We start from the raw sequence: 22,388 nt of genomic DNA, 5'->3' as shown, positions 1-22,388 counted from the left end.
GCCTGGAACGCCTAACCCCTGAGGGTGTATAGGTGGGATGTAACCCGCTGATAACCCCAAGGCTGGAAGGGCGTCGTCATGCCGAAGATCAACGTGTACCTCCCCGACGAGCTGGCGGAGGCGGTCAAGGCCGCCGGCGTCCCGGTGTCGGCGATCTGCCAGCGCGCGCTGGAGCAGGCGGTGCGCAGGATCACCGCCATCCGCCAGACCGCCCTCGGCGAACTGGACGCCGGTGACCTGGCCGAACGGCTGCCGCGCTTCACCGACCGCGCCCGCACGGTCGTCAGGCTGGCCATCGACCGGGCGCGCGCCGACGCGGCGCCGACCGTCGGCACCGGGCACCTGCTGGCCGGGATGCTGGCCGAGGGGCAGAACCTGGCACTGCACGTGCTCAGAGCGGTCGACATCGACCCCGCCCAGATCCAGCGCGATTTGGACCGGCAGGCGGCCGGCGAGAAAGGCGGGGCCGGCGGCGACTCGGTGGTCCACTTCAGCGACCCCGCCGCCGGCGCCCTCGAACTGACGGTCACCGAGGCGACCGCGATGGGACACAACTACGTCGGCTGCGAACACCTGCTCCTGGGACTGATCACCGAGCCCGACGGCACCGCCGGACAGGTCCTGCGGGCGCTGGGCGCCGAAGCCCGCCTGGCACGCCGGGCCGTGACCGCGGCCCTGGCCGGCTACGTGCACCTGCGCGCCCAGACGTCGGCCGCCGGCGACCCGGCCCAGGCGCTGGCCGTGGCGGTGCAGCAGCAGTTGCAACCGCTCATCGAGCGCATCGAACGGCTGGAGCAGAACCTGGGCTCCGCGTCCGGGCCCCGGTGACCAGGGCCGTGGACACGCCGATCCGCCGCCGGCGAGCCCCGTTACGCCTGGCCCGCACGCTGATCAGCTCCGTGGCCATCGCCGTCTTCTGGCTCCTGATCCTGCTGCCCCTCCTCCTCGACAGCCGGTGAAGCGGGCGCGCTAGTCCTGGAGCCGCATGAGCTGCCACTGCGCGAACGAACTGACCTCCTCGTCCCCCACCCTGGCGGCCAGGCGCAGCAGCGCCGGGTCGTCCTCGGCCATGCGCGTCGCGATCGCCGCGGCGAACAGGCGGGCCACGGGGTCGTCGCCCTCCAGCGCGGCGACGACCTCGCCCGGGTCGGGGTCCTCGGTGTCGGAGGCGACCAGCCCGGCCGTGAGCTGGCCGACCTCGGGGTCGGCCAGCCGGGACAGCCCCGCCATGAGCTGTTCGGTCGAGGCCATCGCCAGGAGGTGCAGGACCTTCCACCGGATGCCGGTGTCGGAGGTCCGGCTCAGGGCGAGGGTCTGGGCGATGACGTCGGCGTGCCGCTCGTCCGCGGCGAGCAGCACGAACTCGACGGCGAAGAACCGCACCTGAGGCCGCGGATGGGCCAGCAGGCCGGGGACCTCGTCCAGCAGCGGCTCGGCCGGCTCGCCCAGCTCCGACAGCAGCCAGGCGCCGGTCTGCACGGCGTCGTCGTCGCCGCTGCGCAGCAGGACGCGCAGGTTCTCGACGGGATAGCCGTCGAACAGCTCGTTGAGCAGGTCGTTGGCGGCCTGGCCGCGGGCCTCGTCGTCGGCGGGGCGGGCGAGGATGCGCGCCATCAGGTCGTCGCCCGTCTGTGTCTGCATCTCGCGTTATTTCCCCTCGTTGGCCTTGCGCTCAAGGTCGTTCAGGAGCTTCTGCTCCTGCTCCAGCCGGGCGGCGTGCCCGGAGTCCTTGCCCAGCCGGGCCTCGTTCATCTTCCGCGTGAGGATGCTGTCCTTGACCTCGGCCGCCGCCTGCCTGGCCTGCTCCGGTGTCATCTTGCTGACGTCGTTGCTGTTGGGCAACCTGCCGTGCATGCGCTGCGCGGCGTTGTCGAAGCTCGCCGAGGCGTTCGGGTCGTAGCCGCCGCCCTTGCCGCCCTTGCCACCGCCGCCGCCCCCGCCGCGCCTGCGCCGGATCTGGAGCATGCCGTCGCGGGCGTGCGGCCGCTTCTCCATCTCCTTCATGATGCGGCGCATGGTGTCGGTCACCCGGCCGCTCAGCACCGGCGCCAGGCCCCTGGCGGTGCCCTCGGCGCCTTCGAGCGCCACCTTGCCCACGGCGTGGCGGGTCATCTGCATGCGCGCGAGGGCGAGCATGCCGCCCGCGGCGCCGCCGAACAGCAGCGCCTGGGTGGCGGCGGTCAGTCCGTACGCGGCCTGCGTGCCCACGGCCAGCTTGACCGCGCTGACCACGTTCGCGGTGCCGTCGAGGACGGCCGGCGCGACCTTCGCCGCGGAGGCGGCCTGGGAGATGTGGCCGCCGCCGTCGCCGACCTGGTTCCAGTGGCTCGCCAGGTACGTGGCCGAGTCGCCCTGGTAGGACTGCCGCGCGTTGCGGACCGACTCGTCGGCCGCGGTGCCCTGAGCCGACGACGCGGCGAGGACGACCCGCCAGTCGTTCGCCTCGAGGCGCCACTCGTCCTCGTTGTCGTTCGGCCAGGGGAAACCGATGAGGTTGAGGAAGCCCGCCACGTGCGGGTCGAGTGTCACCGCCATGCGGGGCCCTCGAAGCTCTCGACGGTGGCGCTCTCCGCCGCCTGGGTGTTCCTCGACACCATGCGCAGCCCTTCGCCGGTCTCGGCGATCTGGCCGCCGATCCCCGTCAGCGCGTCGAGCGAGGTCTGCAGGCATTCGTTGTAGGTGGCGATGATGGTGGCGAACAGCCCCTCGCCGCCGAAGGTCCGGGCGCCGCTCCCCCGCTGCCGCAGCCGCATGACCGCGGCGTCGTAGCTCGCCCCATGGCCGGTGACGTACGCGCCGTCACGACCCACCGCCCCCGTGGCGATCTCAAATCCCGTCATGCCCAGAAAGCATATCCAGTCAATTCCGGCACAGATGTTTACCTCTACACTGAACTTTCCCGTGACTGACTGTCGGAGGTCGACATGCGTTCACCTGCGCCGGAGGACGACGCCGAGTACCTGCACCAGTACGTCGCCCAGAGCCGCCGCGCGATCCGGGCGCTGCACGACGCCAGGGCGTCCATCGGCCGGGTGGAGGGCCGCGCGGAGAGCGACGACGGGCTGGTCGAGGCGTTCGCCGACGGCCACGGCGTCCCCACCCGCCTGCGCATCGACCCGCGGGCGCTGCGCCTGGACGAGGCCACCCTCGGCAGGAAGACCGCCGAGGTGCTGCGGGCCGCGCAGGACGACGCCGGGCGGCGGGCACGGGAGATCGCCGACGGCGTGCGGGACGCCACCGCCGCCGTGCCGGCACCGCTGGACGAGACCTTCGTACGCGCGCGGGTCGAGCAGGCGATCAACGACCTTTACTAGGAGGCGAAGCGTGTTCGGGCCGCAGATCGACCCCGCCAACATCAGCGAACGCGAGCTGGACGAGGCCGCCCGTCAAGGCGAGCGCATGCTGGCCTGGCTGGAGTCGGCACACGACGAGTTGCGGGCCGTCACCGGCACCGGCGAGGGCCCGTCGGGCCACGTGCGGGTGACCGTCGACGCCGACGGGCGCGTCCTCGACGTCCGCTACGGCCCGCGCGCCCTGCGGCTGGGCGGCCAGGACCTGGCCGAGGAGACGCTCGCGGCGGTACGGGCGGCGGCCGCCGACGTCCGGCGGCGCACCCACGACCTCATGCGCGAGGCCGTCCCCGGCTACGACCCGGACCGGACGCAGGCCGAGCTGGAACGGCTGCTCGGCGCCGAGTGGGCGTGAACCAGGCACGGGATGCGACCCGGCGTCACGATCGAGGCATGGGAGGACGAGCACGGCGCCGGCACGGCGACGCCCCGCGTCGCCCCAGCCGTACGGCCGTGCTGCTCTCCGGCGGCACCATGCTGTGCAGCATCGCCTCCAACTTCGGCCAGGCGCCCGAGCGCGCCCATCACATCGCCGCCGCCTCTTACCGCTAGGACCGAGACCATCAACGCGCCCGTCCCTGTCGAAAGGTCACGGTGAGGCGGTCCGGCCGCCGGCGCGTGAGCGCCAGAGCAGCCACACGAAGTACGGCGTGCCGAGCAGCGCGGTGACAAGCCCGGCCGGCACCTGGGCGGGCGCGATGACGGTACGGCCCAGCGTGTCGGCCAGGCTGACCAGCACCGCCCCGAGCACCGCCGCGGCGGGCAGGAGCCGCACGTGCCTGCCGCCGACGAGCGCGCGGGCGGCGTGCGGGGCGACGAGCCCGACGAACCCCACCACGCCGACGGCCGAGACCGCGGTGGACGTGAGCAGCACGGCGCCGCCCAGCGCGAGCAGCCGCACGGGCTCGAGCGGCACCCCGAGCACCCGGGGCGTGTCCTCGTCGAGCGCGAGCAGGTCGAGGTCGCGCCGCAGCCACAGAGCGAGCGGGAGGAAGAGCGCGAGCGCCACGGCCACCGGCAGGAGCTGGGCCGGAACCCGCCCGTAGGTGGAGCCGGAGAGCCAGGTGAGCGCCTTGGCGGTGTTCCACGGGTCGGACTTGACGATGATCAGCACGGTGACCGCGTTGAACAGCGCGTGCGCGCCGATGCCCATGAGCACGAGCCGGTCGGAGCTGAGCCCGCCACGCCAGGCCAGCAGGTGGACCAGGGCGAAGGCGGCGAGCGCGCCGAGCCCGGCCGCGCCGGACACCGCGGCGATCCCGGCCATGGGCACGAGGGTGAGCGTCGCGACGGCCGCCGCGCCGGCGCCCGCGGTGATGCCGAGCACGCCCGGCTCGGCCAGCGGGTTGCGGGAGACGGCCTGGAAGGCCGCGCCGGAGACGGCGAGCGCCGCACCGGCCAGGACCGCCGCGGCGACGCGCGGCCAGCGCTGGTCGAGCACGTACGTCAGGGCCCTGCCGGTCCTGCCCCGCAGCCAGTTGGCGACGTCGCCGAGCAGCAACCAGGTGTCGCCGCCGAGCAGGCCCAGCACGACGGCGACGATCAGCAGCGCCGTACCGGACAGCAGGATCACGGCGAAGGCGGCGCGGCCGGGGTCGGCGGTGCGGACGGTCGGCGGCCGCCGGGTCGGCCCGGCGTCGCGGTGCCGGCGGGCCAGCCACATGAGCACGCCCGCGCCCAGCATCGCGGTCACCACGCCCGGCGGCACGTCCACGCCGGCCTGCGCGCCCAGCACGAATCGCAGTGCGATGTCGGCGGCGAGCAGGACGACCACGCCGGCCAGCGCCGAGAGCGGCACCAGGACGCGGTGCCGGCTCAGCTCGGGCAGCCGCCGGGCCAGCAGGCGGACGACGACCGGCGCGCACAGGCCGACGAAGCCGATGGGCCCGGCCACGGTCACCGCGGCGGCCGAGAGCATGACGGCGAGCACGACGACGGTCAGCCGCAACCGCCGGACGTCGACGCCCAGCACCGAGGCGGTGTCGTCGCCCAGGCCGAGGATGTCGAGGCGGGAGCCGAGGGCCACGGCCGCCCCGATCGCCACCACGATGACCGGGGCCATCTGGCTGACGCCGCCGAGGTCGCTCTGCACGAGCGAGCCGCTCCCCCAGGCGAACAGGCCGGTGTTCTCCTCCTGGAAGAGGATCATGAGCAGGGTGGTCGTCGACTGCAGGGCCAGCGCGGTCGCGGAGCCGGCGAGGATCAGCCGGGTGGTGCCGGTCCTGCCGCCCGCCGACAGGGCGAGCACCAGGGCGGCGGCGGCCAGGCCGCCGAGGAAGGACAGGCCGCCGGACAGGAAGGCCGGCAGGCTCAGGCCGAAGGTGGCGGCCAGCACGACCGCCAGGTAGGCGCCGTTGCTGACGGCGAGGGTGTCGGGCGAGGCCAGCGGGTTGCGTGCGACCGACTGCAGCAGCGCGCCCGCCGCGCCGAGCGCGACGCCGACGCTGACCGCCGCCAGCAGCCGCGGCAGCCGGGAGGCGACCAGGACGTTCATCGCCTGCTCGTCGAGCGCGAAGAGGTCGGTGTCGGAGGTGCCCTGCGTCAGGTGGAGCGCGGCGAGCGCCGCGATGACGGCCAGGGTCACGAGGAAGGCCCCCGCGACGCCGAGCCTGCGCAGCGGCGTCGCGGGGGCCTCGACTGCGGTGATCACCCGGCGTAGGCCTTCACCAGGGCGTCGGCGTACTGCCGGCACGACAGGGGGCCGCCGAAGGTCCAGATGCCGTCGGGCAGTTTGGTGATCTGGTTCTGCCTGACGAAGCTCAGCGACTTCCACAGGGAGTTGCCCGCCAGGTCGGCGAAGACGTCGACGCCGTCGGAGGCGTTGTAGAAGAAGCGCAGGTTCTCGTCCTTGACCGCGGTCATGCCCTCGACGTCGGTGCTGCCGAGGCCCCACTGCTCGTCGACCTCGCCGGTCCAGGCGTTGGTGAGGCCGAGCCGCTCGGCCACGTCGGAGACCAGGGCGCCCTTGCCGAACGGGCGGATGGAGATCTTGCTGCCGTCCTTCCAGCCGTCGGCCATCATGAACTTCTGCCCGGCCGAGCCGGAGGCGGCGATCCTGGCCTTGCCGTCGGCCATCGCGGCGTCGAAGTCGGCCATCACCTTGGTCGCCTGCTCCGTCCTGCCGACGGCGGTGGCGAGCATGGTGAGGTCGGCGCGCATGCGGGTGAGGTTCGCGGCGGCGTCGCTGCCCTTGGCGACGATGACCGGGGCGATCTTCTCCAACTGGCCGATGAGGCCGGCGTCGTCGGACTCCATGACGACGAGGTCCGGCTGGAGGGCGGCGATGGAGTCGACGCTGGGCTCCTGGCGGGTGCCGACGTCCTTGACCGAGGCGTCGAGCGGGGCCGCGGTGACCCAGGTGCCGTATCCCTTGACGTCGGCCGCTCCGACCGGCTGGACCCCGAGTGCGACCAGCATCTCGACCTCACCCCATTCCAGGCCGACGACGCGGGTCGCGGGCCGGTCGAGGGTGACCTGCCTGCCGCGGGCGTCGGTCACGCTGATCGGGGCCGCGGCACCTGACGGCGCCTGGGTCGCGGGAGCCACGGGGGGCTCGGTGGTGCCGCAGGCGGTCAGCAGCAGCATGGCGGCCATGACCGCCGGGAGGGAACGCATGGGATCTTTCAGCCTTTCATCGCCAGGTGGCGGCCCAGCGGCCTGGTGCGGACCAGTCCGGTGAGGGAATCGATCGTGGCCTCGACGCGGATGCCGTAGGCCTCGGTGAGCAGGTCCTCGGTGAGCACCTCGGGCGGCGCGCCGTCGGCGCGGACCCGGCCGCCCTGGAGCAGCACGACCCGGTCCGCGATCTCGGCGGCCTGGTTCAGGTCGTGCAGGACGACGCCGACGGCCACACCGTGCCGGTCGGCCAGGTCGCGCACGAGTTCGAGCAGCTCGACCTGGTAGCGCAGGTCGAGGAAGGTGGTGGGCTCGTCGAGCAGCAGCACGCCGGCGTCCTGGGCGAGGCAGGTGGCCAGCCACACGCGCTGCATCTCGCCGCCGGACAGCTCGTCGACGGCGCGTCCGGCCATGGCGCGCACGCCGGTCAGCTCCATGGCGTGCTCGATCGCCGCCTCGCCGCCGGGGTCGCCCGCGCGCCAGCGCCCGCGGTGGGGGTGGCGGCCGTAGCCGACCACGTCCTTGACGCGTACGCCGGTCGGGGTGGGACGGCTCTGCGCCAGCAGCGTCACCCGGCGGGCGAAGTCGCGGGCGGACAGGGCCAGGGCGTCGGCGCCGCCGGCCAGCCGTACCTCGCCGGAGTCGGGGCGGTGCAGCCTGGCCAGGGCGCGCAGCAGGGTGGACTTGCCGCTGCCGTTCGGGCCGACCAGGGCGGTGACGGCGCCGGTGGCCAGGCTGATGCAGGCGCCGTCGACGACGGGGCGGCCCGCGTAGCCCAGGCACAGGTCGGTGCCGGTGAGCGCGGGGCCGGAGCAGCCCGGGAGCAGGGGGTCGGTCATGGCGGGCTCACGCGTCCTCGGAGCGGCCCTGGCGCCAGTAGCCCATGAAGGCCACGGCCTTGCGGTCCATGCCGCGTTCCGAGACCAGGTGGCGGCGCAGCCGCTTGATCACGGCCGCCTCGCCGGCCAGCCAGGCGTAGCAGGGGCCGTCGCCGTTCTCGGGGATCTCCCAGAGGATCTCGGCGTCGACGTCGATCTCCTCGGGCTCGGCGCCTGCCGCGCCCGCGGGAAGGAGCCTGGCGGCGGCCTCCGCGACGGCGGGCTCCAGGCGGGCGCCCCACGGAGCGTCGCCGCGGGCGAGCCAGGTGACCTTCACCCCCGACTCGCCGACGGCCGGGAGGAAGTCCTCCTCGTGCGGCACCTCCAGCAGGGCCTCGCCGGTGACATGGGCGGGCAGGCGCTCCAGGATGCCGACGATCGCCGGGACTGCGGTCTCGTCACCGGCGAGCAGCACGGTGCCGAAGCCGGCGGGCGGCCGGAACTCCAGGCCGCCGTGGAAGCCGTCGTAGAGGCCGTTCGGGCCGAAGATCGCCGCCTGGGAGCCGGGCTCGGCGGCGGCGATCCAGCGGGCGGCCGGCCCGGCGGGCCCGGCGGAGTCGTCGTGCAGGACGACGTCGATGTCGACCTCGGCGGCCTCGGGGCGGACCGCCCGGACGGTGTAGGTGCGCAGCGGGTTGCGCTGGTCGCCCTGGGCGTACCACTGCTTGAACCAGTCGGCGCCGCGCGGGAAGCGCGTCACGCCCGCGCCGGGGGTCGGCAGGACCAGCTTGACGCGCTGGTCGTACCCGTTGTCGGCGAACTCGTGCAGGTCATCCCCGGTGAAGGTCACGCGGAGGAACGACGGACTCAGCCGCCGTACGCCTCGAACCTGGACGTCGAAGGCACGAAAAGGGTCAACCACCACAGAGCTCCTTAGTTAGGTTAGGCTAACCTACATTGAAACCTCCGATCGGAAAACCCGCCGACAGGAGCCGACGCCTTTACAACGTAGATCACGTCCAGGTCGGAAAATTCTCGGCCGGAGTTGTCGGATCCGGGCCGCGTCGTTCGTAGCCAGGGTGAACAGTCGCCCCCGAGGGGCTGTCACGACCAGCTGTCACGACCGAGGGAGACGCCGACCGATGCAGCACCACCCGCAGGCCACGATCCACCGCATGTTCGAGCTCGTCGAGCCGATCGCCACCGCCACCTTCTCCGAGGTGGCCAACGAGGCGTTCCTGGCCGTCGGCATGCGCAACTACTGGGACGGATACTTCGCCGGCCGGGCCGCACCGCTGGGCCTGGCACCGGCCGAGGTGGTCCACGCGGTGTTCTACAACTTCGCCGACGGCGAGGTGGCACGCCACATCCCCTGGGTGTGGGGAAAGATCACCCCGCAGGAGGCGATCACCGTGCGCGAGCAGGGCAGCGCCGCCGCCCTGCGGCAGATGATCGGGGAACTGGCCGACTCGCCCGGTCTGGTGCGGGCCGCCGACCTCGCCACCCGAGCGGCGGTCAGCGCGCCGGCCGAGGGCAGGCCACTGTACGCCGGGCTGCGGGCGCTCGACGTGCCCGAAGAGCCGGTCGCCCGGCTCTGGCACGCGGCGACGCTGCTGCGGGAGCACCGCGGGGACGGCCACAACGCCGCCCTGCTCGCCCATGGCATCGGCGGCACCGAGGCCCACGTCCTCATGGCCCTCTCCCTCGGGATGCGGGCGGAGGAGTTCGGCCGGATCCACCACCTGCCCAAGGCCCGGCTGACCGCCGTCGTCGACGGGATGCGCGCCCGCGGCCTCGTGGACACCGCCGGCGGGTTCACCGACGCCGGCCGGGAGACCAAGCAGCGGATCGAGGCGCTGACCGACGAGCTGGCCGCCCCGGCGTACGACGTGCTCAGCGCGGACGAGCTCGACGAGCTGGCCGCGAAGCTCGAACCGATCGCCGCCGCGGCATCGGCCTCCGACAGCTGAAAGGACCGGGCCATGGCGAGCACTGCCGACTACCGGACGACCGTGCGGGTGAAGGCCTCTCCTGACGCCCTCTTCGACGCACTCACCACCATTGCGGGGCTCGCGGCGTGGTGGAACCCGGCGACCGGGACCGGCACGACCGGCGGCGAGCTGCGGTTCCTCATGAACGCCCCCGAGCCGCTCGTGATCCGCGTCGAGGAGGCGACCCGGCCGACGTCGGTGCGATGGACCGTCGTCGACTGCCCCTTCCTGCCCGACTGGATCGGCACGAGGCCCGCGTTCACCATCACCCCGGTCGGCGGCGGCACCTCCGAGCTCGTCTTCCACCACCAGGGCCTCAGCGGGGACCTGGAGTGCTTCGGCATGTGCAGCCGCAGCTGGCAGCACTACATGACGAGTCTGCGCGACCATCTGGAGGCCGGCGGTGGAAGCCCGTTCGGCAGCCCCGCGGACCGTGCCCGCCGGCGAGCACAGGCAGCCGGCCCGGCCTCAGGGGTTCTGGAAGGACACCTCCGGGTTGGCGGCGGACGGGCCGTTCAGCAGGGGCTGCCGCTCGCCACGGAGGTGCCGGCCGAAGAAGGCGCCGACGTACCCCGTGGTGATCTCGCCCGACCGCTTGCCCGACAGGGGCGCGGCGGGGTCGACGATCCCGACCTGCGCGCCCAGGATGGGCAGGTCGATGAAGGTGAAGTGGCCGGAGTCGGCGACGGTCAGCCAGCGCTTCCAGCCGTCCAGGCGCGGCCAGTCCCGCGCCCAGGTGGTGTCGGCGGAGCCGGGTGAGTGCTGGGCCTTGGTGCCGAGCATGAGGAACGGCCGCCCGCCGAGGCCGGAGGCCGCGACCGGGGCGAAGAACGAGCCGTCCATGTTCACCCCGGCGCGGACCCGCCGGTCGGCGGCCATGACGCTCGCCGCGGCGTTGCCGCCGAGCGAGTGGCCCGCGGCGCCGATCCGGCGCGGGTCGATCATCTGCCAGTGCTTCCAGGCGGGCGCGGACCGTACGGGGCGGGTCAGCCGGTCGATCACGAAGGACAGGTCGGCTGCCCGGTTGACCGCGGCCTTGGCCATCAGCGCCTTCTCCGCCTCGTCGGAGGGGGCGCTCTCCACCGTCTCGCAGGCGACGCAGGTCAGGGTACGGCCGCCGGGGAAGGTCGTGCCGAACGACTCGTAGGCGTGATCGACGAGGGCGACGACGTAGCCCTTGGAGGCGAGGTCCTCCGCGAGCGTGGTGAGGGTGGCCCGGTTCAGGGTGAACCCCGGCGAGAGCACCACCAAGGGGTGCCGGCCGCCGACGGGACGGGCGTTCAGGTGCGCGTTCGTACTGACGTCGGCGAGTTGCTCGGGCTTGAAGACGGTGTCGAGCTTCTGCCCCTTGAGGAGCAGCCGGGCCTCGTCGACGGTCATGTACGGCGCGGCGCTCCCGCCGGTGCGGGCCGGGAAGTACACCGACACCATCAGCTCGCGTGCGGCCGCGGGCATCCACGGGTCGCGGCGGCCGGCGTCGACGAGGTGCAGGGTGTCGCGCCCCACTTCGTACCGGCCGGTGGGCTGCGGGATCGCGACGCGTACGTCGGAGGTGCCCGCGGTGGAGGCGGCGGCGGGCGACGACGCCGCGACGGCCGCCGGGAGGGCCAGTGCCAGGGCGAGGAGGAGGGGGCGGGGTTACGGCGAGTTCTGATCATGTTCAGAACTGTAGAAATGACGCCACCACCCCCCACATGCCCGAAAGACAGGCTCGGACCCTTACTTTTGACAGGGGTCAGGGCTGAGGAGGCCGGTCAGCGAGCTTGGAGCGGGCCGTGCGCCTCGATCGAGAGGTCCTGCCAGTCGGCCCAGGTCCTGAGCCGGTCGGCGTAGGCCTGCTGGATCAGTGGGTGGAAGCCCTTGCCGAACAGCACCCGAACCGGCGGGTTGGCGGAGTCGACGAGCTTCAGAAGCGCCTGCGCCGCGGCGGCCGGGTCTCCTGCGGGCATCTTGCCCGCCATCGCGCCCAGGCGCCGGCGGAGACCGTCGTAGGCCGGGTCGGTCCTGGCCATGTGGCCGTTGGCGAGCGGGTCGGGGTTGTTCCCGTTCCGGGTGGCGAAGCCGCCGGGCTCGATGATGGTCACCTTGACGCCGAACTCGGCGACCTCGCCGGCGAGCGCCTCGTTCAGGCCCTCCAGGGCCCACTTGGAGGCGTGATAGGCGCCGCCGAGCGGCATGGCGATGACCCCGGCGGCCGAGGACAGCTGGACGATGTGCCCCGAGCGCTGCTCGCGCAGGTACGGCAGTGCGGCCTGGACCACCCACACCGCGCCGAACAGGTTGGTCTCCAGCTGGTCGCGCAGATCCTGCTCGGTCAGCTCCTCGACCGCACCGACCTGGGCGTAGCCGGCGTTGTTCACGATGACGTCGAGCCGGCCGAAGTGCTCCTTGGCTCGCCGCACGCTCGCGAAGACGGCGGCCCTGTCGGTCACGTCCATCTCCAGCGGGAGCACCGCGTCGCCGTAGGCGTCGGCCAGTTCCTCCAGGCCTGCGGTGCTCCGGGCGGTGGCGGCGACCCGGTCACCGCGCGACAGGGCGGCCTCCACGAAGTTGCGGCCCAGGCCGCGGGACGAGCCGGTGACGAACCAGACCTTCTGCATGCTGTGCTCCCTTCAGCTGTTACACCCCCTGGACGAGACAGCCCCGCACGGATGTGAGCCAGGGCGAGTGTGACCTGCGACACTTTGTCGCCTTTGTCCAGCCATGGTGATACCAATGGTCGGCGTGACCCGCACCGAGGAGTTCCAGGCGCTACGGCCGCTGCTGTTCGCGATCGCCTACCGGATCCTGGGCAGTGTGAGCGAGGCCGAGGACGCCGTCCAGGAGACCTGGCTGCGCTACGAGGGCTCCGCGACCCGGCCCGACTCGCCCAAGGCCTTCCTGTCGGCGACGGTCACCCGGATCTCGATCGACGTGCTGCGCTCGGCCCGCGTCCGGCGCGAGGCCTACGTCGGGCCGTGGTTCCCCGAACCGCTGCTGACCGACCCCTACCAGGACCCGGAGCGGTCGGCGGAGCTGGCCGACTCGGTGTCGATGGCGGCGCTGATCCTGCTGGAGCGGCTCAGCCCGCTCGAGCGTGCGGTCTTCGTGCTGCGCGAGGTGTTCACCTTCAGCTACCGGGAGATCGCCGCCGCCGTGGAGCGGTCGGAGGCGGCCTGCCGCCAGCTCGCCGTGCAGGCGCGCCGCCACATGGACGCGGGCCGGCCCCGCTTCCAGGCCGATCGCCGGTCGCGGGACCAACTCGCCGGGCGGTTCTTCGGCGCACTCAAGGAGGGGGACGTCGAAGGGCTGCGGGAACTGCTGGCAGCCGATGTCCGGCTGGTCAACGACGGCGGCGGCAAGATCGGAAGTACCCTGCCCGTCCTCGGCGTCGCGAAGGTGGCCCGAGTGCTGTCCGTCGCCGTCGCGCCGTTCGCCCGGATCGGCGCGGTGCTGGAGGCGCACGAGGTGAACGGCCAGCCGGGCGCGATCATCCGCGACCGCGCCGGCCGGATCGTCAGCATCTGGTCGCTCGACATCCTGGACGGACGCCTCCACACCATCCGCTCGATCGTCAATCCCGACAAACTCCGGCACCTCGGCCCCCTCGCCGACGCCCACGCGGTCATCCGCGAGAAGAAGCAGCACGCCCCCGGCGCACGCCGCCGCACCCGTTGATCGAACGTGCGCCGAACAGGGCTGATGACCGCCTCACGGTCCTGGGCCGATCAGCCGACGGCGTAGGCGCGGATGACGGTCTGCTTGACGGTCGTTCCCGACGTGTCGGTGGCCACGGTCCTACAGGGCGTTCAGGTCGATGGTCTCGGCCATCGCGTTCAGGCCCGCGTCGTTCGGGTGGAGCCAGTCGCCCTCTTGGCCCTCGCGGACGTTGAACTCCGGGCGCAGCCGGTCGGGGTCGTCCGGGGCGACGAGGGCGCGTTCGAAGTCGGCCACGGCGTCGTACTCGCCGGCCGTCCTGATCCAGGCGTTGACCTGGTCGCGGACCTGCTCCAGACCGTACGGCTCAGGCGTACCGGAACGGCATGATGGTGCCGCCGACGACGCGGATCCCCCGGGCGTGGGCGCGCCGGATCAACTCGTGGTGTCCCGCGATGATCTGATCGGCGGTGACGTCGGGGTCACGATAGGTGATGTCATTGATGCCCTCCATCACGATCACCGTTCGCACGCCCGGCTTGTCCAGCACGTCCCGCTGGAAGCGGGCGAGGGCGCGTTCGCCGAAGAGCGGGTGGTCGTAGAGGACCCGGTTGCCGGAGATCCCGCTGTTCAGGACGGTCAGCCGGGCGCCGGAGGCGACGAGGCGCTCGGCGAGCTGGTCGGGGTAGCGGTTGTCGGCGTCCGGGGTGGAGCCGGTGCCGTCGGTGACCGAGTCGCCGAAGGTCACCACCGCGCCGCGGGCTGAGGCGCCGAGCACGTCGACGCCGCTGAGGAAGTACCACGACTGGGTGGTGTCGGTGAAGGCGGTGCCGCGCGGGTCGAACCGGTGGTCGCCGGACGCCCGGTAGCTGGTGGCCGAGGAGACGTCGTGGAAGGTGGCGGGTCCGGTCGCGCCATGGAAGTAGAGGGTGACGGCCAGCCGGTCGAGCGCCTGCACCTGGAGCGGGATCGGGTCGCTGACCAGCTCCTGACCGGCCTTGACCACGGCGTCCGCGCGCCGGGAGAAGGTGACGGCGCGCAGCGTGCCAGGACGTACGGCGGCGCCGGTCGCGGCCTTGGCGATCGTCGCCCCGTTCACGGTGAGAGGCGCGGTGCCGTACCGGTTGGAGATGGTGATGCGGAGCGCGGCTCCCGGCCCGGTGACGCGGAGCACCTGACGGACAGAGTGGCGTTCGAAGCCCTGCTCCGACCAGTTGGACGACCACGGCAGCCCGCCGGGCGAGGGCTGCTGGACGGCCGCCGCCCAGGCGCCCGTCCAGCGGGGCTGCGTCGTACCGCCTTGGGCGGGGACGGCGGGGACGGCGGGGACGGCGGGGACGGCGGTGAAGGCGAGGGTGAGCGCGGCCAGGGTCTTGGTGAACAGCATGAGTGGCGGATCCTTGGGTCAGAAGTCGACGGCGTGGTCGGCGGCCCACTGCGCGTAGGTGCGGGCGGGGTGGCCGGTGATCCGCTCGACGGTGTCGTTGACGTCGGCGGGCTTGCCGACGCGGGCCGCCATCAGCTCGAACAGCGCGCCGAGGAAGTCCGGATCCATGAAGGCGCTCATCTGCTCCAGCACCGGCGCGGGGTCGAGGTCTTCGACGGTGAGCGGGCGGCCGAGCGCCTGGCCGAGGATGGCGACCTGGTCGGCCTGGGTGAGCGACTCCGGCCCGGTCAGGTGGTAGGTCTGCCCGGCGTGGCCGGGGCGGGTCAGCGTCGCGGCCGCGACGTCGGCGACGTCCCATTCGTGGATGGCGCTGAAGGCGGCCTCGGTGTACGGCGCGCGGATCACGTCGCCGCCGGAGAGCTGCATCGCGAAGGTCAGCGAGTTGATCGCCGGGAAGAGCAGCCGCAGGATCGTCCACTCCAGGCCGGACTCGCGTATGGCCCGCTCCACGTCACCGTGGTACTGGGCGATCACATCCGGCTGCGCGCCCGCGCCGTCGACCACCGCGCCCGAGGACAGGAAGACGATCCGGCTCACCCCGGCGTCGCGGGCGGCGGCCAGCAGCGGCGCCGGGTCCATGCCGTACTGCAGGACCAGCAGGAGGGCGCTCACCCCGTCGAGCGCGGCCGGGAGGGTTCGGGGCTCGGTCAGATCGGCCTGGGCCAGTTCGACGCCGTGCGGCAGGGCGGCTCGTTCGGGCGTGCGGGTCAGAGCGCGGACGGGGTGGCCCGCCGCGTGCAACACTTCGACGGCTTGTCGGCCGAAGTGGGCGGTGGCGCCGGTTATGAGGTACATCGAGAACTCCTCATGTCAGAACGGAATGCTGTGTTCCGACGCTGTAAGGCGGCGCAGAGCGCGTCGACCTCCTCGTCGGTGTTGTAGTAGTGCACCGACGCCCGCACCACGGCGGCCAGGCCACGCTCGCCCAGGTCGTAGCGGGCGGACGTGACCGCGGACACGCTGGTGTTGATCCCGGCCGCGCTCAGGCGGCGGTGCACGTCGGCAGCGGACTCGCCGTCGACGGTGAAGGTGACGATCCCGCACAGCCGCTGCCCCCGGTCCTGGACGGTCACCCGAGGCAGCTCCCCCAGCCGCCGCCGCAGCCGGGCGGCCAACGCGGTGACGCGCTCCGCGATCGCCTCGACGCCCCAGCTCAGGGCGTAGTCCACCGCGACGCCGAGGCCGATCTTGGCCGCGTAGTTGGCCTCCCAGTTCTCGAACCTGCGCGCGCCTGAACGGATCTCGTAGGTGTCCTGGCCGGTCCAGGTGGCAGCGTGCAGGTCGAGGAAGGGCGGTTCCAAGGTGTCGGCGAGCCGCTTGGAGACGTAGAGGAAACCCGTGCCGCGCGGCCCGCGCAGGAACTTGCGGCCGGTGGCCGACAGCAGGTCACAGCCGAGCTGCCGCACATCGACCGGGAGTTGCCCGACGGACTGACAGGCGTCGAGCAGGAACGGTACGCCCGCGGCGCGGGTCAGCCGGCCGATCTCGGCCGCGGGGTTGACCAGTCCGCTCTGGGTCGGGACGTGGGTGACGGCCACGAGCTTGACGTCGGCGGCGAGCCGCCGCTCCAGGTCGCGCACCGACAACTGGCCGTGCTCGTCGTCGTCGACCACCTCGACCCGAGCGCCGGTACGGCTCGCGACCTGCAGGAAGGCGATCACGTTGCTGGCGTATTCGGCGCGGGAGGTCAGGATCCTGTCCCCCGGTCCGAAGCGCAGCGCGTAGAAGGCCATGTCCCAGGCGCGGGTGGCGTTCTCGACCACGGCGATCTCGTCCGGCAGGCAGCCGATCAGCCGGGCGATCGCGTCGTAGACCGCGTTCACCTGCGGAGCCGCGACGGCGGCGGCTTCGTATCCCCCGAGCCGCCCCTCCAGCCGCAGGTGTCCGATGACGGCGTCGAGCACCGGTGCCGGAGCGAGCGCCGCACCGGCGTTGTTGAGGTGCACCACCTCGGCGCATCCCGGGGTGTCGAGGCGGGCACGTGCCACATCCAGGAGGCTCACGGCAGCCGAGGTCCCGCCTCGCGCTGGGCGGCGAGCCAGTTCTCCACCTCGTCGGCCCGGCTGGGCAGCGCGCCGGACAGGTTGACCGCGCCTTCCGCGGTGACCAGGATGTCGTCCTCCACCCGGATCCCGATCCCGCGGAGCTCGGCGGGAACCAGATCGTCCTCCGGCTGGAAGTACAGTCCGGGCTCGACGGTCAGCACGTTGCCCGCGCCGAGCTCGCCCCCGCGATAGCGCTCGGGCCGGGCGTTGGCGCAGTCGTGCACGTCGGTGCCCAGCATGTGGCCGAACCCGTGCAGCGTCCACCGCCAGTAGTGCATCGACGCCGGGTCCATCGCCTCGTCGGCGCTCACCTTGAGCACCCCGAGCTCGACCAGGCCCTCGGCGAGCGCACGCATGCAGGTCAGATGGACGTCGGCGAACTTCACCCCCGGTCTGACCGCTGCGATACCGGCCTGCTGGGCGGCGTGGACGATGTCGTAGACCTCGCGCTGGAGCGGGGTGAAGACACCGGAGACCGGCAGGGTGCGGGTGATGTCGGCGGTGTAGAGCTGATGGCCTTCCACTCCCATGTCCATGAGCAGCAACTCGCCGGGCGCGGTGAAGCCGTCGTTGCGCTTCCAGCACAGGATCGTGGCGTGCGCTCCGGCGCAGACGATCGAGCCGTAACCGACGTCGTTGCCGTCGTGCCGGGCGCGCAGCCCGAAGACGCCTTCGATCAGCCGCTCGGACACGCCCCGGTCGGCGGGCAGCACCCGGGCGACGTCCTCGAACCCCCGGATGGTGGCGTCGACCGCCTCCTGGAGCCGGCGGATCTCCCACTCGTCCTTGACGAGCTTGAGTTCGGCGATCGCCGCCGAGAGCGCCCGGTCACGGACGTCGTCGGCGGGCACGGCCGCGTCGACCCTGGCGTCGAGCCCGCGCAGCACCCTGGTGCGCCCTGGCACGCATCGCGCCAGGGCGGCGTCGAGGCCGGCCAGCGGGGCGGTGTCGACACCGAGCTCGGTCGTCTTCTCATCGAGCGTACGGCGGCGCCCGGCCCACAGCTCGCCGGCCCGGTCGCGGAAGAACTCGTCCGTCTCCCGCGAGGAGCGCTGGTGGGTGTAGAGCAGGGCGTCACCGCCCGGTCGCAGGACCAGCACACCGTCGGGGTCGTGGTCGCCGGTGAGGTAGGAGAAGTCGCTTCCCGGGCGGAAGCGGTAAAGGGTGGCATTGGCGCGGATCTTGGCAGGTCCAGTGGGGATGACCAGCGTCTCCCCGGGGAAAGCGCGCGACAGCTCGGCGCGGCGGCGCGCGTGGTGCGGCACGCCCGGTCGGGGACGCACGTCCAGCGGCTGGTCGAGCCAGGCCGCGCGCATGAACTCCAGGAGCCTGGGCGGGAAGTCGGGGTCGTGGGCGGCCTTGGTCATCACCGGCTCCCGGTCCACTCGACGTGGAGTTCCTCGTGAGCGGCGAAGCGCAGGAGATGCCTGGTGACGACGTCCTGGACGCCGCCCAGCGCGTCGAGGTCCGCGGCCTCGACGACCAGGACGAGCACCCCCTGACTCGACCGCAGAGAGCAGGCGCCGGAGCGGAAGGTGATCGTCGCGCACCCCGGGCCGGTGTGCTCGGCGGCGGCCTTGTGGCCCAGATGGGAGACGAGCTGTTTGGCGTACCGCTCGGGGCGGTCGGTCGCGACGTGTGCCGTGGCCAGAAGCATGCACCCTCCAAGTGTTTAGATATGTCGACGCTTTAGGCGCTCGGCAGTCTGCCAACGTCTCGCGCGATTTGTCAAAAGCGTCGAGAGTCCTCGACACTTGACCCCATGACCGATGAGCAGCTCCTCTCTCTGCGCTCATCCGCGCAGTACAAGGCGCTCGGGCACCCGATGCGCCACCGCATGGTGAACCTGCTGCGCCAGCGCCCGGCCACCCTCAGCGAGCTGACCACCGCGCTCGACTCCACCAAGGGCACGGTCGGCTACCACGTGCGGGTCCTGCGCGAGGCCGGGCTCGTCCGCCTCGCGAGCACCCGCCAGGTGCGCGGCGGCACCGAGCAGCGCTTCGAACTCGTCAACCGCGGCTTCCAGCTCGACGAGGAGACCGGCGCCAGATTCCTGCACGACGCGGCCCTGGCCGAGATGTCACCCGTACGACCGGGCGACCCCGGCCACACCGTGCTGCACCACGTCTGGCTCACCCCGGAAGAGGCCCGCACGCTGGCAGGCCGGATCGAAGACTACGAACACGGTCAGCGCCTCGACCCCGAACACGGCACCGAGGCGTACGGACTGCTCCTCAGCCTCTACCGCGCCGACATCCCCCGCCTGCCACCGGAAGGTCGCCCCACGTGACAACACGTCGACCGGCCAACGGGGCGACAAGCTGCCGCCGTTCCTCAGCCGCGCGCCGGATCGGGACCGCTGGCGGGGGCTGCGTTCATGAACCATGGGCGGGACGACGGACAGCGTCGGACAGCCGGCAGGCTTCCCGTCGGCGCGCCGCCGGTTCACAGGTCGTCTACGCGAGCGAACGTCAGTTCGGCGGCCGAGCAGGGCATCGGTGAGGTCGACCGGAAGCCCCAGGGGTGTCCCCTTACGTGCCATAGAAGGCACGGATGCCGATGCTGCCGTCGTTCTGCTTGACCAGCGTGAAGCTCTGCGTGCGGGGGCCCTTGTATGGGTGGGGCGTTGGCCACGAGACCGTCCATGGTCATGACCTGCGGCGGGGCCGCCTGGGCGGATGCGACTCCGGGGCCGGCGCCAAGGTGAGGGTAGGTGGTGGCCAGGACGCGCGTCGGGGACGGCCATCCAAGTCCCTGACGCTCGCACAAGCCGAAGCCGCGCTCACGGCTGCCGAGCAAGCCAAGCCGCGGCTGTCGGCGTACGTGGCGCGGCACAGCTTGGTGTCACTGCTGTCCGCAGACGGTTGAGTTGGGTTGGGGTGCCGTCCCGCCCGCACCCTCAGCAGCGGGACGGCACGTGCCATGTCCGGATGTGGACAAGATCAGGGGCAACCAACCGGACGCCTGCCGCGTCTCACTGGTTCCGACGTCTCAGGAGTCGCCTCATGGCCTATCCGCCCCAGCCGCCCCAGGACCCGTACGGGCAGCCCTACGGCCCTTCAGGGCCGCAGCACCCGCAGGCGTACGGGCAGCAGGGGCCACCCCAGTACCTGCCTCAGCCGTACAGCCAGCCCTACCAGGTGCAGCCCTACATGCAGCCGTACCAGCAGGCATCGCAGGCGCCCCAGTTCGGGCCGGTGCAGTGGGTCACGGTGCGCGAACGCGGATTCAACCCCACGGCGTTCGTCACCCACCTACTGCTGTGGCTGCTCGTCCACTGGTGGCTCGCCGGCTGCACCCTCGGCATCTGGCTGATCGCTGCAATTCCGCTCACGTTCATCGGCTGGAACGTCACCCGGACGTATCCCGTACAGAATGTCTCCCAACCGCCCTACCCGCACTGAGGTTCGATCAGGGACTCTGTATCCACCCCGGGCCTGCAATTCGGCCAGGGCGTCGGTGACGCGTCGATGACGTACTCGACGAGCGCTTCCCATGTCCGCTCAGCGCGTTGCCGCCACGCCAGGATATGACTTGCTCCTGCAGGGTGAGCTGGGGAGTTTCACGACGGGGGGCCTTTGAAACCGGCGGAGCGGACGCCTCTCAACGCCCACCGGCCTGACGACCGTCCGTACGGGGGCGATAGGCGGGCGAGGCACCCACCGTAAACCGGGACGCACAAGGCGTGAAAGACGCGAGAGTGGGGCGCCGCGTCATGAGGCGAGGAGATCGAAGTGGAAGCCGAGCACAAGCAGCATCACCGCAGTCCAGCGGATGACGCGCTCCCAGGATCGGCTCTCCAGCCCCCTGGCCAAGACTTGCGTCAGCACCCTTGCGATCTGAGGAGTGATGGCCAGCGCCACAACCCCGACGACATTTGCCAGCACCACAGTGATTCTGTCCGCGGTGGGCCCGAGGTGGAGATTGCCGCTCACAAAAGCAGCGATGGCGACAAGTAGCCCCAACGCCGACACCCAGAGGCCGAGCCTCTGAAGCGTCAGCGACCGAAGGGGATCGAACCGCTTGAACCTGTCGGCGAACTGCCTGATGCGGTCGGGTCCGATGATGTCCAGGACGACGGTCATCCCGGCGAAGAAGGAGACGACTTTGCCGATGCGGCCGAGCGCCAGGATCGAAGCCCCATAGAGGGTGTGCTGGTTCACCTGGACGTTGTCGAACCACATCCCCCATGCCTGGAAGAGCCCGAGATCCGCCATGACCGGAGCGTAGAAGAGGCTGGATGGTCTGCCTAGCCGTATTGACCCGCAGGGTTGTCGACGCACAGCGTGTACGGCGCGTCCGCACCGCCCACCTGGAACAACACCCGGGCCTCCCGGTCCGAGATCTTGACGGTGTTCTGGTAGGCGTGGGTCCTGGACCCGGTGCCGACCTCGGGGTAGCCGTCCACGATCGCGGCGGGCTTCGCACCCGCAGGGACCTGGGCGCACAGCCGCCCGCCTGTCGCCTCGATCGGCGTGATCTTGGACGCCCACCAGCCCTTGACCCCGTTGTCCAGCGAGCCGTTCACCACGGCGTCGCCGGCGGGCGCAGCGGCGTACGCGAGAGTGGCCGCCGCGGCCATCGCCACGAAGGCACCCAAACCGCCAGACCGTCTCGGCCTGGCGCTCCGGTCGACGCCACCGGAACGTCAGTGCCGCCGGGCGCAGCGTGAGTCATCGAGTGCTCCGAAAGCTCCGCGCCCAACGGCGGAGTTCGGTGGCCGCCTCGTCGCGGGTGAGGGAACCGCGTTCCAGGTGAACCTCCTGCAGGTGCCGGATCGCGGCCCCCACCGTCGGGGAGGGCGGGAGGCCGAGGATCCGCATCACCGTTCTGCCGTCGAGCACGACCGGGACATCGTCGCGCCTGGCGTACCTGTCACGTTCGGCGGCGGCGCGGGCGTCGGCCTCCTCCCTGGCGCGGCATGCGGCCTCCCACGCGTCGTAGCCGGGGGCGTCCAGGGCGTCCAGGGCCGCCCGGCGCCACCCCTCCATGTCGCGTTCCCGCCCGAGGCCGACCGCGTCGAAGAGGTCCGCCGCGCCTGCTCTGACCGCTCCGAGGTGCGCGAGCACGGCGTTGATCGGCCAGTCGTCGCGCGGCGGTCCGGCCTGGATCGAGGCGTGCTCGGGCCCCCAGCTGCGACGGCCGTTCTCCCACAGGGCGGCGGCCTGGCTGCCGCTGCCACCCCAGAAGTCCGCTTCCACGTAAGCGACATGGCCACCTCGGGACCAGTCCTTCAGTCTCCCGGCGAGCCCCGGGGACATGAGCGTGAACGGCCCGCTCTCCTGCCGCGCACCGGCCGGCTCGTCGCAGATCTCGTCGATCACCGGCAGTACCCCCAGGCACTGTCCGAGAGGCGCCACCACAGCCCGTGGCACTTCGCCCACCAGGGAGCGGAGACGGTCGAACTCACCGACGACACCGTGGAGCACGTACGACATGCCCGCACCCTAGATCACCAGCTTCATGATCCACATCGCGCACGCCGC

28 protein-coding genes and 1 pseudogene are annotated in these 22,388 nt (G+C 72.1%); 11 read left to right on the top strand and 18 right to left on the bottom strand.

What is annotated here, in order from left to right; translation table 11 throughout:
- The first annotated feature begins 78 nt into the window (after positions 1-78).
- Both ACNF49_RS21865 and ACNF49_RS21860 read left to right on the top strand, forming a co-directional pair.
- The gene (locus ACNF49_RS21865) at positions 79-828 is read left to right on the top strand and encodes a type II toxin-antitoxin system CcdA family antitoxin (RefSeq protein WP_482944835.1); all 750 of its coding nucleotides are present in this window, start codon (positions 79-81) and stop codon (positions 826-828) included.
- 8 nt (positions 829-836) lie between these two features.
- Entirely contained in the window at positions 837-959 is a 123-nt protein-coding gene (locus tag ACNF49_RS21860) for a hypothetical protein (protein WP_357964175.1), read from the top strand.
- Positions 960-969: 10 nt separating this feature from the next.
- Here the strand turns inward: ACNF49_RS21860 and ACNF49_RS21855 are convergent, their stop codons facing one another.
- From ACNF49_RS21855 to ACNF49_RS21845, 3 genes are read right to left on the bottom strand one after another with little or no spacing between them, the layout of a single operon-like run.
- The gene (locus ACNF49_RS21855) at positions 970-1,641 is read right to left on the bottom strand and encodes a hypothetical protein (RefSeq protein WP_482944833.1); all 672 of its coding nucleotides are present in this window, start codon (positions 1,639-1,641) and stop codon (positions 970-972) included.
- 6 nt (positions 1,642-1,647) lie between these two features.
- The gene (locus ACNF49_RS21850; protein ID WP_357964179.1) at positions 1,648-2,535 is read right to left on the bottom strand and encodes a WXG100-like domain-containing protein; all 888 of its coding nucleotides are present in this window, start codon (positions 2,533-2,535) and stop codon (positions 1,648-1,650) included.
- Positions 2,526-2,840: a hypothetical protein gene (locus ACNF49_RS21845; protein ID WP_482944832.1), complete on the bottom strand. Its 315-nt coding sequence runs from the start codon at positions 2,838-2,840 to the stop codon at positions 2,526-2,528. The genes ACNF49_RS21850 and ACNF49_RS21845 overlap by 10 nt, the downstream gene beginning before the upstream one ends.
- 84 nt (positions 2,841-2,924) lie before the next feature.
- Here ACNF49_RS21845 and ACNF49_RS21840 point away from each other — a divergent pair, with 84 nt between their 5' ends.
- The 3 genes from ACNF49_RS21840 to ACNF49_RS21830 are packed head-to-tail and all read left to right on the top strand — an operon-like array spanning position 2,925 to position 3,902.
- On the top strand, positions 2,925-3,314 hold the full coding sequence (locus tag ACNF49_RS21840; protein WP_482944831.1) for a YbaB/EbfC family nucleoid-associated protein: 390 nt from the start codon (positions 2,925-2,927) through the stop codon (positions 3,312-3,314).
- 10 nt (positions 3,315-3,324) lie between these two features.
- Complete coding sequence (locus tag ACNF49_RS21835; protein ID WP_357964184.1) at positions 3,325-3,705, top strand: YbaB/EbfC family nucleoid-associated protein; 381 nt, start codon at positions 3,325-3,327, stop codon at positions 3,703-3,705.
- A gap of 38 nt (positions 3,706-3,743) precedes the next feature.
- Positions 3,744-3,902 (top strand): hypothetical protein, encoded by a 159-nt coding sequence (locus ACNF49_RS21830; protein WP_357964185.1) that lies wholly within the window; start codon positions 3,744-3,746, stop codon positions 3,900-3,902.
- Between the two features lie 37 nt (positions 3,903-3,939).
- Here ACNF49_RS21830 and ACNF49_RS21825 read toward each other — a convergent pair whose 3' ends face one another.
- The 4 genes from ACNF49_RS21825 to ACNF49_RS21810 are packed head-to-tail and all read right to left on the bottom strand — an operon-like array spanning position 3,940 to position 8,705.
- Positions 3,940-6,000 carry an iron ABC transporter permease gene (locus ACNF49_RS21825; protein ID WP_482944830.1) on the bottom strand — a complete coding sequence of 687 codons (2,061 nt, stop codon included), beginning with the start codon at positions 5,998-6,000 and terminating at the stop codon, positions 3,940-3,942.
- Positions 5,997-6,965, bottom strand: coding sequence for an ABC transporter substrate-binding protein (locus tag ACNF49_RS21820; RefSeq protein WP_482944829.1), 969 nt, complete (start codon positions 6,963-6,965; stop codon positions 5,997-5,999). Before ACNF49_RS21820 ends, ACNF49_RS21825 begins: the two co-directional genes overlap by 4 nt.
- A gap of 8 nt (positions 6,966-6,973) precedes the next feature.
- Positions 6,974-7,804, bottom strand: coding sequence for an ABC transporter ATP-binding protein (locus tag ACNF49_RS21815; protein ID WP_357964191.1), 831 nt, complete (start codon positions 7,802-7,804; stop codon positions 6,974-6,976).
- A 7-nt stretch (positions 7,805-7,811) separates the two neighbouring features.
- A complete protein-coding gene (locus ACNF49_RS21810; RefSeq protein WP_482944828.1) occupies positions 7,812-8,705 on the bottom strand; it encodes a siderophore-interacting protein in 894 nt (297 codons plus the stop codon).
- Between the two features lie 220 nt (positions 8,706-8,925).
- Here ACNF49_RS21810 and ACNF49_RS21805 point away from each other — a divergent pair, with 220 nt between their 5' ends.
- Together ACNF49_RS21805 and ACNF49_RS21800 are read left to right on the top strand one after the other, a co-directional pair.
- Entirely contained in the window at positions 8,926-9,753 is an 828-nt protein-coding gene (locus tag ACNF49_RS21805; protein WP_482944827.1) for a MarR family winged helix-turn-helix transcriptional regulator, read from the top strand.
- A 12-nt stretch (positions 9,754-9,765) separates the two neighbouring features.
- Positions 9,766-10,110, top strand: a pseudogene (locus ACNF49_RS21800) (SRPBCC family protein); the annotation flags it as partial.
- A gap of 132 nt (positions 10,111-10,242) precedes the next feature.
- Here the strand turns inward: ACNF49_RS21800 and ACNF49_RS21795 are convergent.
- Complete coding sequence (locus tag ACNF49_RS21795; protein ID WP_482944826.1) at positions 10,243-11,280, bottom strand: alpha/beta hydrolase family protein; 1,038 nt, start codon at positions 11,278-11,280, stop codon at positions 10,243-10,245.
- On the opposite strand from ACNF49_RS21795, the gene ACNF49_RS21790 reads away from it, so the two are divergent.
- Complete coding sequence (locus ACNF49_RS21790) at positions 11,267-11,428, top strand: hypothetical protein (RefSeq protein ID WP_482944825.1); 162 nt, start codon at positions 11,267-11,269, stop codon at positions 11,426-11,428. The two genes, ACNF49_RS21795 and ACNF49_RS21790, sit on opposite strands and share 14 nt — an antisense overlap.
- Before the next feature lie 100 nt (positions 11,429-11,528).
- Here ACNF49_RS21790 and ACNF49_RS21785 read toward each other — a convergent pair whose 3' ends face one another.
- Positions 11,529-12,374 carry an SDR family NAD(P)-dependent oxidoreductase gene (locus tag ACNF49_RS21785; protein ID WP_357964197.1) on the bottom strand — a complete coding sequence of 282 codons (846 nt, stop codon included), beginning with the start codon at positions 12,372-12,374 and terminating at the stop codon, positions 11,529-11,531.
- A 124-nt stretch (positions 12,375-12,498) separates the two neighbouring features.
- Here ACNF49_RS21785 and ACNF49_RS21780 point away from each other — a divergent pair, with 124 nt between their 5' ends.
- Complete coding sequence (locus ACNF49_RS21780; RefSeq protein WP_482945562.1) at positions 12,499-13,431, top strand: RNA polymerase sigma-70 factor; 933 nt, start codon at positions 12,499-12,501, stop codon at positions 13,429-13,431.
- A 120-nt stretch (positions 13,432-13,551) separates the two neighbouring features.
- Here the strand turns inward: ACNF49_RS21780 and ACNF49_RS21775 are convergent, their stop codons facing one another.
- From ACNF49_RS21775 to ACNF49_RS21750, 6 genes are all read right to left on the bottom strand, one after another.
- Positions 13,552-13,707, bottom strand: coding sequence for an SGNH/GDSL hydrolase family protein (locus tag ACNF49_RS21775; protein ID WP_482944824.1), 156 nt, complete (start codon positions 13,705-13,707; stop codon positions 13,552-13,554).
- Between the two features lie 70 nt (positions 13,708-13,777).
- Positions 13,778-14,797, bottom strand: coding sequence for a GDSL-type esterase/lipase family protein (locus tag ACNF49_RS21770; RefSeq protein ID WP_482944823.1), 1,020 nt, complete (start codon positions 14,795-14,797; stop codon positions 13,778-13,780).
- Positions 14,798-14,815: 18 nt separating this feature from the next.
- Positions 14,816-15,652 carry an NAD(P)H-binding protein gene (locus ACNF49_RS21765; protein ID WP_482944822.1) on the bottom strand — a complete coding sequence of 279 codons (837 nt, stop codon included), beginning with the start codon at positions 15,650-15,652 and terminating at the stop codon, positions 14,816-14,818.
- Positions 15,640-16,845, bottom strand: coding sequence for an aminotransferase class V-fold PLP-dependent enzyme (locus ACNF49_RS21760; RefSeq protein WP_482944821.1), 1,206 nt, complete (start codon positions 16,843-16,845; stop codon positions 15,640-15,642). Before ACNF49_RS21760 ends, ACNF49_RS21765 begins: the two co-directional genes overlap by 13 nt.
- Positions 16,846-16,856: 11 nt before the next feature.
- The gene (locus ACNF49_RS21755; protein ID WP_482944820.1) at positions 16,857-18,269 is read right to left on the bottom strand and encodes an aminopeptidase P family protein; all 1,413 of its coding nucleotides are present in this window, start codon (positions 18,267-18,269) and stop codon (positions 16,857-16,859) included.
- Positions 18,269-18,559 (bottom strand): DUF2218 domain-containing protein, encoded by a 291-nt coding sequence (locus tag ACNF49_RS21750; protein ID WP_357964205.1) that lies wholly within the window; start codon positions 18,557-18,559, stop codon positions 18,269-18,271. The genes ACNF49_RS21755 and ACNF49_RS21750 overlap by 1 nt, the downstream gene beginning before the upstream one ends.
- Positions 18,560-18,664: 105 nt before the next feature.
- Here ACNF49_RS21750 and ACNF49_RS21745 point away from each other — a divergent pair, with 105 nt between their 5' ends.
- Complete coding sequence (locus tag ACNF49_RS21745) at positions 18,665-19,192, top strand: ArsR/SmtB family transcription factor (RefSeq protein ID WP_482944819.1); 528 nt, start codon at positions 18,665-18,667, stop codon at positions 19,190-19,192.
- 715 nt (positions 19,193-19,907) lie between these two features.
- Entirely contained in the window at positions 19,908-20,306 is a 399-nt protein-coding gene (locus ACNF49_RS21740; RefSeq protein WP_482944818.1) for a hypothetical protein, read from the top strand.
- A gap of 309 nt (positions 20,307-20,615) precedes the next feature.
- Here ACNF49_RS21740 and ACNF49_RS21735 read toward each other — a convergent pair whose 3' ends face one another.
- From ACNF49_RS21735 to ACNF49_RS21725, 3 genes are all read right to left on the bottom strand, one after another.
- The gene (locus ACNF49_RS21735; protein WP_357964210.1) at positions 20,616-21,119 is read right to left on the bottom strand and encodes a hypothetical protein; all 504 of its coding nucleotides are present in this window, start codon (positions 21,117-21,119) and stop codon (positions 20,616-20,618) included.
- A gap of 32 nt (positions 21,120-21,151) precedes the next feature.
- The gene (locus ACNF49_RS21730; protein ID WP_498702819.1) at positions 21,152-21,490 is read right to left on the bottom strand and encodes a hypothetical protein; all 339 of its coding nucleotides are present in this window, start codon (positions 21,488-21,490) and stop codon (positions 21,152-21,154) included.
- Positions 21,491-21,575: 85 nt separating this feature from the next.
- On the bottom strand, positions 21,576-22,340 hold the full coding sequence (locus ACNF49_RS21725) for a hypothetical protein (protein WP_498702818.1): 765 nt from the start codon (positions 22,338-22,340) through the stop codon (positions 21,576-21,578).
- Positions 22,341-22,388: the final 48 nt, after the last annotated feature.

The organism is Actinomadura sp. ATCC 39365 (genome assembly GCF_054392275.1).
The sequence above is the reverse complement of the archived record's forward strand: the minus strand, read 5'-3'. Positions and strand labels throughout refer to the sequence as shown.

Bases quoted from the DNA above. Each gene is read 5' to 3' on its own strand.
- ACNF49_RS21770 (WP_482944823.1), bottom strand. From the start codon at position 14,797: ATGCTGTTCACCAAGACCCTGGCCGCGCTCACCCTCGCCTTCACCGCC.
- ACNF49_RS21845 (WP_482944832.1), bottom strand. From the start codon at position 2,840: ATGACGGGATTTGAGATCGCCACGGGGGCGGTGGGTCGTGACGGCGCG.
- ACNF49_RS21840 (WP_482944831.1), top strand. From the start codon at position 2,925: ATGCGTTCACCTGCGCCGGAGGACGACGCCGAGTACCTGCACCAGTAC.
- ACNF49_RS21855 (WP_482944833.1), bottom strand. From the start codon at position 1,641: ATGCAGACACAGACGGGCGACGACCTGATGGCGCGCATCCTCGCCCGC.
- ACNF49_RS21725 (WP_498702818.1), bottom strand. From the start codon at position 22,340: ATGTCGTACGTGCTCCACGGTGTCGTCGGTGAGTTCGACCGTCTCCGC.
- ACNF49_RS21850 (WP_357964179.1), bottom strand. From the start codon at position 2,535: ATGGCGGTGACACTCGACCCGCACGTGGCGGGCTTCCTCAACCTCATC.
- ACNF49_RS21820 (WP_482944829.1), bottom strand. From the start codon at position 6,965: ATGCGTTCCCTCCCGGCGGTCATGGCCGCCATGCTGCTGCTGACCGCC.
- ACNF49_RS21865 (WP_482944835.1), top strand. From the start codon at position 79: ATGCCGAAGATCAACGTGTACCTCCCCGACGAGCTGGCGGAGGCGGTC.
- ACNF49_RS21830 (WP_357964185.1), top strand. From the start codon at position 3,744: ATGGGAGGACGAGCACGGCGCCGGCACGGCGACGCCCCGCGTCGCCCC.
- ACNF49_RS21805 (WP_482944827.1), top strand. From the start codon at position 8,926: ATGCAGCACCACCCGCAGGCCACGATCCACCGCATGTTCGAGCTCGTC.
- ACNF49_RS21745 (WP_482944819.1), top strand. From the start codon at position 18,665: ATGACCGATGAGCAGCTCCTCTCTCTGCGCTCATCCGCGCAGTACAAG.
- ACNF49_RS21755 (WP_482944820.1), bottom strand. From the start codon at position 18,269: ATGACCAAGGCCGCCCACGACCCCGACTTCCCGCCCAGGCTCCTGGAG.
- ACNF49_RS21750 (WP_357964205.1), bottom strand. From the start codon at position 18,559: ATGCTTCTGGCCACGGCACACGTCGCGACCGACCGCCCCGAGCGGTAC.
- ACNF49_RS21740 (WP_482944818.1), top strand. From the start codon at position 19,908: ATGGCCTATCCGCCCCAGCCGCCCCAGGACCCGTACGGGCAGCCCTAC.
- ACNF49_RS21765 (WP_482944822.1), bottom strand. From the start codon at position 15,652: ATGTACCTCATAACCGGCGCCACCGCCCACTTCGGCCGACAAGCCGTC.
- ACNF49_RS21815 (WP_357964191.1), bottom strand. From the start codon at position 7,804: ATGACCGACCCCCTGCTCCCGGGCTGCTCCGGCCCCGCGCTCACCGGC.
- ACNF49_RS21735 (WP_357964210.1), bottom strand. From the start codon at position 21,119: ATGGCGGATCTCGGGCTCTTCCAGGCATGGGGGATGTGGTTCGACAAC.
- ACNF49_RS21785 (WP_357964197.1), bottom strand. From the start codon at position 12,374: ATGCAGAAGGTCTGGTTCGTCACCGGCTCGTCCCGCGGCCTGGGCCGC.